The following is a 13,674-nucleotide window of genomic DNA, read 5'->3' as shown; positions in this document are numbered from 1 at the left end:
GGTTACAGTATGCGTGCGCTTAAAAAAGTAAAATTGACAGCATCACTTGCTATTCTAACATTGCTAACGATACAAGCAGTGGGGGGATTACAGACAGCTTCTGCTGCGACAGAGAAATTCCCAACGTATGTACAGCATACAGCCGTTCCAAGTCTCACATCGGGCAGAGCAGATATTGCTGGCTCTGCGTTCGTCGACAAAGACGGGGATTTTCACTGGATGTATTCACTAGCTGACTACTCGGCATCGGACAGCGGAGGTTCGTGGATTAAATACAATACGAATACGGACATGGGAGCCCTAAACACGAATTGGGGTACGACAACGATTTATAATTCGTATTGGGATCGGCCGGGAACGTTCAATTATAAGATAGACGAAGCCTATGGTATCCCAACGCCTTATCAAGATGACCATAATGATGGCATTGGCGTCTGGATTGATCCAGATACAGGTTACTGGTATGCATTGATTAATGATGAATATCAATTCTCGCCATTTGCGACGAATAACCCGACGAACAATGAGCGGATTGCCACGGGTATCCACAACAATCGGGTTCTATCCACCTACTCGACAGATAAAGGAGCTACCTGGCAGTTAATTGGGCAGGTTGCGACTTCGCCATGGAACGATAGTAATGAGGCTGCAACTAGTACGAATTTCCCTGGCACGACTTGGTCATACGGTGTGGCTGGCACACGTTTTTTTGTTGATAATGTAAACGGTTACTTCTACGCACTCTACAATAACCACATTAATTGGAAACCAGGGTATAGCAACATTCTTACTTACTTCAGTCTCGCTCGATCACCAATCTCTGCCAAAATGGCCGAAGGCTCTTGGGATGTCTGGTACAACGGGACATGGACGCGTTCTGCACTGAAAGGTTATGCAGGTTGGATCGGTAGTCCAATGGGTGCTGGTAGTGATCATAATCTGACCGTCAGCTATACACCAGCTACTGACAGTCTGTCTTTAACAGGTACGGGCATGGACGGTTCAGCCTTGAACATTACCTATACGAAGCTAACAAGCAGTGGAGATTTCACCTTCCAAGATCTCGCAGGCAACACGTATACGGCTAATAAGACCAATGGCACGATTAAAAATGCAAGCGGGACCAGCACTCCCTCTGTCTCCTACTCGGATCCGGCACTGGATGCGACAATGACGATTTACATTAAAAACAACCAAGTTTGGATTGACCAGGAAAACAACGCCACGGGATACCTGACCTCCATTCAAGCGGGGTCAAGCGGCAATGCCGTATTTAAAAATACAGCGACACAACGCTTATTTCTTCCCGTTAATACCCAATATCAAAATGCCTTCTCTTATAATGCTTATAGTGGCAAATACCGCTCTGTTGGTTACGACGGGTACGTTTACGAGACGGATGATTTGGGCAAACCAGACGCATTCAAAGTAGTAGGTAAACTTCCTTCTACGGTAGGTAGTTATCTGTCTCAACTGGATACAGGAAGTTTGACCAATCAACAAGTCAGCGGGAACTCTTTCCGAACGATTTCGGATTTATCGGGTTCTCAAAAGAACTATACAACAGCAGTTCCTAGTGCAGGGCAGACGTACTACTCAGCCTATAATCCACCAAAGGATCAAAATGGAACAGCGATTTCAGCTTCCACGGCGTATACGATTAACATAGGTGGAACGGCCATCCAGGATGGAACTGCTGGGCAGTGGCAATTCGTTCCTGTTCCTGATGAATTCGATACTTCTAAGAACAGCGGATTCTATCGCTTACAGAATATCTCCACAGGTAAGTATTTGAAAGTGGCTGGGGCGACGGCGCCAGCAACGCGGGCGATGGGGGCAACGGTGATAACTGGTGCAGCCGATGCAAATGCTAATCCGAGCGGAAATGGTGGGAATGGCGCAGCAAGCGGCAGTGATCAATGGTATCTTTTGCCTGTCGGAAACGCAACACCTGCCTATCTCACACCATCTTCCTCTGCCGCCACGATCGCAGCGGCAACGAATACAAGTCTGAATGGCTTAACGACTTATCGACTGGTAAACCGAGCTAGTGCGCTTGGTGTCGAGTTTACCTCAGGTCAAGCACGTATACAGAGTGTGAAGTTTGGGGCAAGTAACCCACAGGCAATGACGATTACCCCAGTAGCCTCAAATCCGAATGTACCATCGATGCCAACAGGTTTACTTGCGACTTCAGCCTCCATGTCTCAGATTAACGTCAGTTGGAATAATGTCACAGGCGCCACCGGGTATGACCTGATTGTTGATGGCGCATTGGTTAATAACGTAAGCAGCCCCTATACACATGCAGGGCTTTCGGCTGGTTCCACACACACGTATACGGTAAGGGCCAAGAATAGCCAAGGCTCAAGTATGTGGAGTTCATCTGTAAGTGCGACTACAGGTACAGGCATTGTTTCACAAGGCAAGACAACCACGGCAAGCTCTTTTCAAACAGGCAATGAGGTAAGCAATGCCAATGATGGGAACACGACGTCTACCCGATGGGCAGCCGTTACGAATAGGTATCCGCAGTGGTGGAAGGTTGATCTAGGCAGTTCCATGCCGATTTCCAAGCTCGAAAGCTACTGGTACAACAGCTCGTCCTATCCTAGATCCTACCAGTATAAAATAGAAGGAAGTAATGATGATGTGACGTATACAACAATCCTTGATCGGAGTAGTAATACGACACAAGGTTTAACTACGGATACATTCAATGCCGCATACAGATATGTCAGGGTTACCGTGACGGGCTCCAGTTACAGCGGTGGAAGTGCTTCGGCCTATGAATTTAGAGTGTTTGAAGGAACCAACCCAACTGGGCAAGTTGTTTCACAGAGCAAGACAACGACGGCTAGCTCCATCCAAACGGGTTATGATGTTAGCAATGCCAACGACGGAAATGCAACGACAACTCGGTGGGCAGCAGTCACCAACACGTATCCGCAGTGGTGGAAAGTCGATCTCGGCAGCTCCATGGCACTGACCAAGCTTGAAAGCTACTGGTACAACAGCACGACCTATCCAAGGTCATATGCTTACAAAATTGAAGGCAGCAATGACGATGTGACGTATACAACCATCCTTGATCGAACGAGTAATACAACGCAAGGCTTGACCACGGATACTTTTAGTGCCACTTATAGGTATGTCAAAGTTACCGTAACGGGTTCTAGTTACAGTGGCGGAAGTGCTTCGGCTTATGAGTTTAAGGTATACAATTAATACAGCTGGATTCTCGACACGAACGTATTGAAAAAAGGGGCTATCTCAAAAGTCGATTTCGACTTTTTGAAATAGCCTCTTTTTTCCGTTAATGACCGATGCGAGGAGTAATAAACATGCTTTTCCGCAAGTAACTGGATTTTCTCCATTTAATTGAAGTGGAATTCTCGAATTTGGAAGATTAACTGTATTTCCTGTAGTTAATTTCCTTAGAAGCACTCAACTATTCAAATATCATGCAAATCAAATGTACTTTTTCCATCTAATCATCCAAATACGTCAGATTCAGGTAAATTAGCTGTAGTTTATACATCTAGATTCGAATTGGTAGTCAGTATACAATCATAAGCCACCTAGAAGCAATTTGAAAGCTGCATTGAATCGAATTTCTCGGAAGCTAGGATATTCCTCTGTGAGTTGAAATAGCCATTGGCACGAATCATACCCTCCCGACCAACTTGCTTTTTCTCTGTTCATCCACACCAAATTACCAAAGGAAGTCATCAAATCCCCCTAGGAAGATCCGGATGGATATGTTATTTTCTATACCAAACATGCTAAAAGGGGAGCTTAAGCCATGGCTGATCAGGAAACCGCACGATGTTTAGAGCAGGTAGAAACGCGTATTGCTAGGGCGCAAAGGCTGATAGAGACGAATTGGGAGCGCTATATCAACGCGCCTTATGACTTGGCTAGACATCATCTAGCGAGAGCTGATCGGCTGCTTGATGAGGCGCGACAGGCAGCATCAACCGATACGGAGGGATGTTTAGCCAAAGCGACACTTGCATCAACGGAGGCATGGGAGGCGTACCTGCTTTCTCTGCCCAGTAGAGTCGCGGAGGCGCGAGGAGTCTGGTACCGTCCCGTAGAGAAGAGCCGTGAAGAAGTGGCTCGCACTTTGGATCGCGTACAGGCGGCTGGCTTCAATGAGCTGTACCTGGAGACATGGCTGTGGGGATATACGATTTATCCAAGTCATACGGCGATGATACATGGTATCGAGGCGCAGCATCCAGCGTTTCGCGGGTATGACCCTTTGGAAGCTTTCGTTCAGGAGGGAAAGTCTCGAGGCATCTCCGTTCATGCGTGGATGGACGGGTTCATGGTTGGTGTCGACACGACGGGTGGCCCCGTGCTGCGAGCCTATCCAGCATGGGCTGCGCTATCATATCGGCAAGCTCATTCACAGAAGCCAGTTCCTCAGCAGGGGACAGGTTACTTTTGGCTAGATTTGACCAATCCTTCTGTTCGTAAGTATCTCTTGGATATTGCGAAAGAGATTGTTTCTACGTACACAGTTGCAGGTATTAATTTGGATTTTATGAGATTCCCGCATACGGAGGAAGATTGGCAAGATAACTATTGTTTCAGCTTGTATGCTCGTGAAGCCTTTCAGCGTGAACATGGAACGGATCCATTAGAGATTTCTAGGGAGCAGGAGGAGCTTAGGACGACATGGTCGAAGTGGCTTGAGCAACTGGAAGACGATTTTGTTTCACAGTTGTACAAGGAGATGAAGCGGATCAGCCCGAATTTAATTGTATCGGCTGCACCTGAACCCGGTGCGGAGTCTACTAAAATTGGTAACTGGTCGCAGCACGTTGATGTTGTTATCCCGCAGGCTTATCATGCAACAGCCTCTGAGGTTCGACCCTCTGTTCATTTGCATAAAATAGAGCTGATGCCTGGTAATCTTGTCTACACCGGCATTTACCCGATGTATGCGCAGTTGGACGCACAGGAAACGATAGAACAAGTGCTAGCAGCGCAGGATATCGACATGGGCACGGTCGTATTCGCCTTTGGCCAAGCGACGGACGAAACGATTCGCGCTCTACGATTAGGACCGTGGCGAAACTCTGCGATTTCGACAGGGATGTTTCCACTGCGCGCCATCCAAGCTTTGTTGGAAGCAGTAAAAACAGATATGGAACAAGTTTATCTGCCACGGCTTGCGATTCATGAGCACAATGCGATTGCCCTCAGTGACTGTTTGGATGCGTTGCTTGAAGCTGTGAGAAGAGACGAGGTAGTTTTCGTTTTGGAGGAAAAGTTAACGGAGTTCAAGCAATTGCTGCTCCAACTTCAAGTGGATGAGAAGATTCATCCTGCTGTCGTGGAACAATTGAGGAACACATTAACAGCTGTTCAAGAGCTTCTACATTACGCACAGATAAAACAAGTGAAATAAATCCGAACGGAGGTCTCATGATGAATTTATTAATTGTAGAAGATGAAATCCGTCTCCGAAATGCGCTAGCTAATAATATTCCATGGGATAGGCACGGTATCGAAGTTGTGGGTCAAGCAGGCAATGGTGCGGAAGCCCTTCGAATCATTGACCGTAAAAAGCCGGACATCATTTTGCTGGATGTGCAGATGCCAGAAATGGATGGATTAACGCTGGCAAGACATCTTCGCCAAGTGGATCCTTTATTGAAAATCATCGTACTAAGCGGACATGATGATTTTACCTACGCACAAGAGGCACTGGGACTTGGTGTTATGAAGTATTTATTAAAGCCAGCAGGCGATGAAGAAATTTTGGAGACCGTACTCGAAGCTGCAGAAAAGTTGAAAAGCGAGCTTGAGCAGCGTCATAACGAAGATGAGTTGAAAATGAAATGGAAGCTTCATCTTCCTTACTTAGTTAATGAATTTTTCCAAGGCATGTTGAATGGGAAGTACGAAAACTGGGAGATTGGTCAGAAATGTAAAGATCTACAATTAGATCTGCAGAATGATGCTACTTATGCCGTTACCATCGTGGATATGGATCCAATCTCAGAGACGGACAACCGATTCAGCAGGAAGGACATGTCACTGCTCCAATTCTCACTCAGCAGTATCGTAAGGGAGGCTCTAGCGTCTACGCTTTGCTGGGTATCTACCAACTATGCGGGATGTACGATTATTGTTTTTCTAATGGATCGTGATGAGGAACCGAAAGTAGCGCTGCAAAAAATCAATGCTTTGACCGAAAAACTGTTATTCACGGTAAAAAGCTGTCTCAAACTTAGTGCGAGTGCCGGGATTAGCGGGATGACCGGCGGCTTAGCAGATATGAATAAGCTCTATGTTCAAGCTGTGCGCGCCCTACAAGATCGAATAGTACTGGGTCATGATCTTGCAATCCCCTACCGGTCGGAGCAAGGGCGAGAGCCAGAACTGACTTTTCAGCCCAACCATGAGAAAACACTGGAAATTGCCCTTGAAACAGGTGATGGGGATACAGCATTAGACATGTTAACTGCGCTTTGGAACGGCGGTATGGCGAAAGCGGAGACCGTAGATGAAATTCGTGAGCATATTCTGTATTTTACATATTTATTCGTCGGTATGATCCAAAAGCAGGGATGGCCCGTCCGGGAAGTAGCTGGCGAGGATTATGTTTATTTTCATAACCATTCGGAGCTGGCGTCCAAGGAACAGATCTTCTTCTGGCTGCAGCGGATGATCAAGGCCTATTTAACCTATGCAGGCCAGAGGCGCAAATCGACCAGTCATGGCATGATCAAGACCATTCTTAGTCTCGTGGAAAATGAAATCGATCAGGAAATGACCCTGCATGCTGTCGCAGACAGGATGTATGTGAATTCCTCCTATTTAAGCCGGTTATTCAAGCAGGAAACGGGTAAAGCATTCTCCACCTATGTGATGGAACGCAAAATGGAGCGGGCCAAAGCAATCCTTCAAGAGGGTTCACGTGTGTACGATGCTGCATCCGCCGTAGGGTACAGAGATGTTAGCTATTTTACAAGAGTCTTCCGTAAATACTGGGGTGTCACACCTGGGGAAATACGTAATTGATAGCTAAATATGACGTTCAGTAGCCTTCTCGGATTCCTTGGGAAGGTTTTTTCTATGTTCAGAATTTATAAGTTGACTTCTTTATTAGAAAGTGAGTTAGTCGATGAAACCGACTAACTCTAGTGATAAGGACTCGCGACCTAAGAGGACGGCTTGCGTTGTATTTTCATTTTCCTACTCGAGAAGTTATGAAAGTACCAAAACAAGTAATATTCCTCTAATTCGCATTAAAACGGGGGATGATACACTAGGTTTAGAAAGAGAGTACGAAGGAGGAGGCACCTTGAGCGAAACGAACACAACGAAAGAAACGGTCCTATCCATCAATAAAAATGTTAAAAAAAGATATATGCGTCAATTGTGGATCGATGTCAGGAAAGACTGGGATTTGTATCTCGCACTCCTGCCTGGCATCGCATTTCTCCTGCTGTTCAAGTACACCCCGATGTACGGAATTATCATTGCGTTCAAGGATTTCAATATTTTCGATGGGATGGCAGCAAGCCCATGGGTTGGTATGAAGCATTTCGATAAGTTGATTTCGTCAGCAAGTTTTTTGCAGGTATTTCAGAATACGTTGCTCATTTCCGTTTACAAAATTTTGTTCCTCTTCCCCCTTCCGATCGTAATTGCCATTCTACTCAATGAATTAAAAAACATGGCGTTCAAGCGAAGCGTTCAAACCGTCGTCTACTTACCTCACTTTTTGTCTTGGGTCATTGTCAGCGGATTATTCATCGATCTACTTTCCACGAATGGTGGTATCGTGAACAAAATCATCGTCGCCATGGGCGGCGAACCCATTCGATTTTTCTTAGACAGTCAGATTTTTCGTTCTGTTCTCATTGGGACGGCAGGTTGGAAAGAAACAGGTTGGAATACAATTATCTATCTGGCTGCCTTAGCTAGTATTGATCCTGGTTTGTATGAAGCAGCTAAGATCGATGGCGCCAATAAATGGAAGCAAATTGTACATATCACATTGCCTGGCTTGATACCAATTATTTTACTCATGTTCATACTTCGTCTGGGTTATGTGTTGGAAGCTGGAACGGAACAAATCCTCGTCATGTATAACCCCAGTGTTTACAATGTCGCAGACGTGATTGGCACGTACGTATACCGGATCGGACTCGGCGAACAGGATTATAGCTTTTCAACAGCTGTAGGGGTTTTCGAATCCGTTGTTGCCTTTATTTTGATTCTTACAGGTAACGGGCTGGCCCGGAAGTTTTTTGGACGAGGTATCTGGTAAACGGTGCATTCAGCATAAGGAGGATCTGAGATGAATTTGAAAAGCAGTTTACAACCTAGGTCCAGCAGAAAGTCCTCAGCCATCCCGTTATCGCTCGGCGAGAAAATTTTCACTGTGGCCAATCACTTATTCTTTATTCTTTTGGGCTTATCGACCATTTTTCCGTTTATTAACCTGATTGCCAAATCACTAAGTAGTGAGGCGGCCGTTGTTGCGGGGATGGTGAGCCTATATCCAATTGATTTTCAAATAGGAACCTATACGTATGTGGCGAGCAATTCGATGTTTCTGAGTGCATTTACGATCTCCATCACGGTAACGATTGTTGGATCACTCATCGCATTGTTCATGACGACGCTTGCCGCTTATCCGCTCTCCAAACCAAGATTAAGGGGACGTAAGCTGTTCATCCTTATGTATTTATTTACAATGTTGTTCAGCGGTGGCCTGATTCCGACGTATCTGCTCATGCACAAGCTGCATCTCATTGATAAACTGCCGGTTCTCTTCCTGCCCTACATGATTAACGTTTACAATATGCTCATTATTAAAAGTTACTTCGAAGGCCTGCCTGACAGCCTGGAGGAATCGGCCAAGATGGATGGGGCCAGCAACATGCGGATATTTGGGCAAATTATATTACCTCTTTCCATGCCTGTACTTGCAACGATTGCCTTATTTTATGCGGTTACGTTCTGGAACGATTATTTTACTTCACTTATCTATATTAATTCCGCAGATTTGAAGCCGTTGCAATTGTACTTGAAGGAGTTGTTCGTCTCCTCCACGGATACTTTCATGCGGACGAATGTCGATGCATCCTTGAACGTATCGCCGCAGTCAATTCAGGCGGCATCAATTATTCTAGCTACACTTCCGATCGTATGCGTGTATCCGTTTTTACAGAAATATTTTGTTAAAGGTGTGTTGGTTGGCTCTGTAAAGGGATAAGGTCACATGTCAATCATGAAGGGTGGTGGTGGGCCAGCTCTACAAGGGTTCCATGATCGTTGGTATATGGCAGTATCCATACTCAAAGGGAAAAATAGGGAGGCTCTTACATGGTAAAAAAAATGTTAGTTCTCATGTCCATCACAGCGATGACAGCAGGGATTACGGCTTGTGGTGGATCCAGTCAGACCACTAGCAGTTCTACAACGCCAGCTGCATCTACAGCTCCTGTTGCAACCGTAGAAGCAAATAAACCAAAGCCTGAATTCAAAGCACTGCTGCAATATGCGCGTTTTGATCCGAATACCGAAGTCGTAGCCAAGTTCCTGAATGAAAAAACGGGCTACAAGGTGACCTACGACATGCTGCCAGTTGAAAATCCGGATGATAAGCTCAATTTACTCATGGCGAACAAAGAGAAATATGCCTACATGCTGCTCAGTGGACCTCAATATTCGAAGCTTGCTGCCTCTGGTGCGCTGGAGCCGATTGATGAGCTGGTTAACAAATATGGTACGAATATGAAGAATGTCATTTCACAAACCTCTTGGAACGGTGCGAAGTTAAATGGCAAAATTTTCGGCATACCGCAAACAGGTTCAGGAACCATTGTGAATACACAGCTCATCGTCCGTCAGGATTGGATGGATGAACTTGGCTTGAAAGCACCTACGACACGTGATGAATTGTATACCGTTTTGAAAACGTTGAAAGAAAAGAAAAATGTCATCGGAATGTCCGGTGGGAAAAGTCCACTTCTACCTGAAGTGCTGCCTACTTTTGGCATCCCGATGGTTCAGGGTACTGCTACAACCGGTTGGCAGGATGTTAATGGTAAATTGGTAAATTCCGTTGAGAATCCGAATATGAAGAAATATTTGGAATTCATGAAAAAGCTGTACACAGAGAAATTGATTGATCAGGAATGGTCGCTGAACCAAGCGAATAAAGTGATCGAGAATTTCACAAGCGGTAAAGCGGCGATCATTTCAAATGCTTATTTTAACGCGCCAACTGTGCAAAATGCCCTGCTGAAAAATTCGCCAAATGCCAAAATCGGCAGCTTCCCTTACTTCAAGGGGGACGATGGCAAAGTCCAGGTCATGGGCAGCGCAGGGATCAGCTTCTATGTGGGTATACCGAAATGGGCAGAGAACAAAGAAGATATTATTAAATATTTGGATCTGAAGCTCGATAAAGATATTTTTAAAGAAGCGGCGATTGGCAAAGAAGGCGTTCACTATAAGTTGGAAAACGGCAATTACTTCCCGATTCTGCCGAAATTCAATGATGAATATAACAATGCTTCTACGTTCTTAACAGGTGTGGATGAGAAAAATTACCCAATCTACTGGCAGGCGCGTGTTCGCAAAGATCCGATCTTAACGGATTCCTTCAATAAAATTCAAGAAGCTGCCAAAGGTAACATTGTGTTAGATCCACTTGCTTTTGCGCCACCATTGGAGGCGATTGGAAAATACAACTTGAAGCTGCAAAAGCTGATGGAAGATACGTTCTTGAAATACATCACAGGTGCAGAACCACTTGAAAACTATGATAAGTTTGTAACGCAATGGAAAGCAGATGGCGGAGAAGAAATGACCAAAGCGGCCAATGAATGGTACGCAGCAAATAAGAAGTAGCAGCGAAATCCCCTGCGGTAATGCCGTGGGGGTTTTCATTCTAGATAAGTGCATCTATCTGTCCAATATGGACGGTAAAATCGGTTATTTTGCCCAAAAGGAGTGGAGTTTGAGATGAAGAAGATTGGTTTTATTGATTATTTTCTAGATGAGTGGCATGCGGAGAAATATCCTGGCTGGATCGATAAGGCTTCGAGTGGACGTATGCAGGTTACTTATGCATATGGGAAAACGAATGTGGATGGGAAGCTTAGCAATGGGGAATGGAGCCAGAAGAAGGGGATACAATTGCTTAATTCCATCGAGGAAGTTGTGGAGCAAAGTGATTATTTGGTCGTTCTTTCGCCGGATCACCCTGAGTATCACGAAGAACTCGCAAGTCTGGCCCTGCAGTCGGGCAAGCCAACTTATATTGATAAAACGTTCGCTCCTGATCGAGCGGCTGCCTTGCGGATGTTTGAGCTCGCTGAAAAGCACCGAACTCCGATGTATTCGACCTCTGCACTGCGGTTTGCAGCGGAGTATGCAGGTATCGAGAAGCAAGGTATCGAGTCCATCATCAGCTTAGGGCCAGGGATGTTTGCTAACTATGCTATTCATCAGGTGGAGCCAATCGTCTCCTTGATGGGGACGGATGTGAGACGTGTGATGTGGGTGGGCACGGACCGAACGCCAGCGTTGATACTTGGATATGGGGATGGCCGGCAAGCGATGTTTCATCAATACGGCTGGGAATGTCCATTTAGTATGGCCCTTTATTATGATGGAGGGCAGTCAAAATTTTTAAAGATTGAGTCGGACTTCTTCGGAGCATTTATCGAGAATTTGGTTGGGTTTTTCGAGTCGGGCAAGCCGCCGGTTTCCCATGAGGAAACGATAGCGATTGCAACGATTCTAGAAGTCGGCATGAAGGCTGCGAAGACGCCATATCAGTGGCTGCAGCTGCCGTAAGCCGTATCGCATAGAAAGATCCAGCACCTTTCTTCTGGAGGGGGCCGGATCTTTTTTAGGTCTGGAAGTGTAAGGAGCAAATAAAGTTGTAGACTGACGATGTTTCATTGGTTTGAATGACAGACTCATTCTTTAAAATAGGGCGTAATCCCTCTTGCATATAGGTTTTCCACTAACTTGGAAAATTCTTCTGACGATAAATCCTGTTTACGCTGGAGCCAAAGACGAAATAAAGAAAGGGAAGTTGTCAGGTAAAACTCAATGAAGTATGGCGTTAAGGAGTGGTTTTTCGGAACGTTTAATTCTAATTGATCCAAAGTGATTTCTTTTTTTAAACGTTTTAAAAAACGGGTACTTCCGTAATCACCCAAAAGAGCATTAAGAGCCAGGAGATGTTCTCTATCGTCCATACAATAGAACGTATCTTGAATCGTATGCATCGAGAGCTCTTTCATCGCCAATTCTTTTTTCATGTCATTTATTAAGTCATTTTCAACAGCGTCTAACAATTCGTAAATGTCAGTAAAGTATTGATAAAAGGTGCTGCGGTTAAATCCTGACTCATTCGCAATTTCCTGAATCGAAATTTTCTCAATCGGCTTTTGGCTATATAACTCACAAAAAACTTCTACAAACTTTTGTCTCGTTTTCTCTGTTATTTGGGGTTGCTTTTTCATGTTTCCCTCCTACTGGCGAATAAGAAGATCATCCGACAAATACTGAAATACTGATGGTTGATCGAGGAATAATAAAGATTTACAATCACATCATACAACATGTTGTCTGATAATCAAAAGATAATGTTCATAAGTAGGGGTGGTTTTCATGTCAGTAAAGCAAGAAAGAATTTTAATTTTTGGTGCAGGTGTTATCGGGAGCATGTATGCAATTAAGCTTATTGAAGCAGGGTTTGACGTTAGCCTGTTTGCGCGATCTAATAGATTTAAATCATTAAGAGAAAACGGCCTGCAATATAAAGAAAAAGGTACAGTTAGATCCATACAAGTGAATGTCATTGATACGCTCGAAAATGACGATGTATACGATTTTATTTTCGTTACCGTTCGTTATGATCGGTCCGAATCCGCGTTGTTAGCACTAAAAGATAATCAAAGCAAACATATCGTTACGATGACGAATAATTCAATTGGATTCTCTTCGTGGCTGAATATCGTAGGGGATAGACTTTTACCAGCTTTTCCCGGCTTCGGCGGACAGATTAAAGATGGCGTATTGTATGCTCGATTTATGCCAAAGATTATAGTGGCAACTGTATTTGGTGAAATGAATGGCGTAGTGACAGAGCGCATAGAAAACCTCGCAAAAATATTTAAAAGAGCAAAGCTTCCCTACGTTATTAAAAAGGATATGCAAGCATATCTAATCACACATTCCGTAGCAGACATTGCCCTGTTGAGCTTTTTGCATTCTGAGAATAAAGTAATTGACAAAAAAACAGTCAGAACCAGAAAGACAGCACGCCAAATAACAGTCACTTTAAAAACGTATCTAAGGGCAATACAAAAAGCCGGTGTCTCAATTGATCCACCAATGCTTAGAATGGCGCTTATATTTCCAAACATATTTTTGGATCTTTTCTTTATGGCATGGCTGCGAACTAAAATGGTAAGTGATATGATGCTGCCGGATTTTGCGAATAGTGCCACTAATGAGATTGTGCAACTGAAGAATGATTTAATGAAATTTTTAAGTCAGCATGATATCAAATCGGACATGCATGTTCAGTAATTTCGCACTAATGGTGCCGGCAAAGCAAAGCACCCGAGTTCATCGACATATCGATGAGCTCGGGTGCAGAAGCGGCTACGCATA

At 44.6% G+C, this 13,674-nt stretch carries 9 protein-coding genes; 8 read left to right on the top strand and 1 reads right to left on the bottom strand.

Annotation, left to right across the window (positions count from 1 at the left end):
• Positions 1-9: 9 nt before the first annotated feature.
• The 7 genes from HQN88_RS18420 (at position 10) to HQN88_RS18390 (ending at position 11,841) form a co-directional block, all read left to right on the top strand.
• The gene (locus HQN88_RS18420; RefSeq protein ID WP_173115150.1) at positions 10-3,228 is read left to right on the top strand and encodes a discoidin domain-containing protein; all 3,219 of its coding nucleotides are present in this window, start codon (positions 10-12) and stop codon (positions 3,226-3,228) included.
• A 577-nt stretch (positions 3,229-3,805) separates the two neighbouring features.
• Entirely contained in the window at positions 3,806-5,422 is a 1,617-nt protein-coding gene (locus HQN88_RS18415) for a glycoside hydrolase family 10-like protein (protein ID WP_173115148.1), read from the top strand.
• A gap of 17 nt (positions 5,423-5,439) precedes the next feature.
• Positions 5,440-7,041, top strand: a complete 1,602-nt coding sequence (locus HQN88_RS18410) for a response regulator transcription factor (RefSeq protein WP_337995162.1) — start codon at positions 5,440-5,442, stop codon at positions 7,039-7,041.
• Positions 7,042-7,390: 349 nt separating this feature from the next.
• Positions 7,391-8,296, top strand: a complete 906-nt coding sequence (locus HQN88_RS18405) for an ABC transporter permease (protein WP_173115225.1) — start codon at positions 7,391-7,393, stop codon at positions 8,294-8,296.
• 30 nt (positions 8,297-8,326) lie between these two features.
• A complete protein-coding gene (locus tag HQN88_RS18400; protein ID WP_173115147.1) occupies positions 8,327-9,247 on the top strand; it encodes a carbohydrate ABC transporter permease in 921 nt (306 codons plus the stop codon).
• A gap of 110 nt (positions 9,248-9,357) precedes the next feature.
• Positions 9,358-10,890 (top strand): type 2 periplasmic-binding domain-containing protein, encoded by a 1,533-nt coding sequence (locus tag HQN88_RS18395; RefSeq protein ID WP_173115145.1) that lies wholly within the window; start codon positions 9,358-9,360, stop codon positions 10,888-10,890.
• A 114-nt stretch (positions 10,891-11,004) separates the two neighbouring features.
• Entirely contained in the window at positions 11,005-11,841 is an 837-nt protein-coding gene (locus HQN88_RS18390; protein WP_173115143.1) for a Gfo/Idh/MocA family oxidoreductase, read from the top strand.
• 125 nt (positions 11,842-11,966) lie between these two features.
• Here the strand turns inward: HQN88_RS18390 and HQN88_RS18385 are convergent, their stop codons facing one another.
• Complete coding sequence (locus HQN88_RS18385; protein WP_173115140.1) at positions 11,967-12,518, bottom strand: TetR/AcrR family transcriptional regulator; 552 nt, start codon at positions 12,516-12,518, stop codon at positions 11,967-11,969.
• Between the two features lie 148 nt (positions 12,519-12,666).
• Between HQN88_RS18385 and HQN88_RS18380 the strand changes: the two genes are divergently transcribed.
• Entirely contained in the window at positions 12,667-13,590 is a 924-nt protein-coding gene (locus HQN88_RS18380; RefSeq protein WP_173115137.1) for a ketopantoate reductase family protein, read from the top strand.
• Positions 13,591-13,674: the final 84 nt, after the last annotated feature.

It is taken from the genome of Paenibacillus qinlingensis, assembly GCF_013204845.1.
Lineage (GTDB): Bacteria > Bacillota > Bacilli > Paenibacillales > NBRC-103111 > Paenibacillus_E > Paenibacillus_E qinlingensis.
The sequence above is the reverse complement of the archived record's forward strand: the minus strand, read 5'-3'. Positions and strand labels throughout refer to the sequence as shown.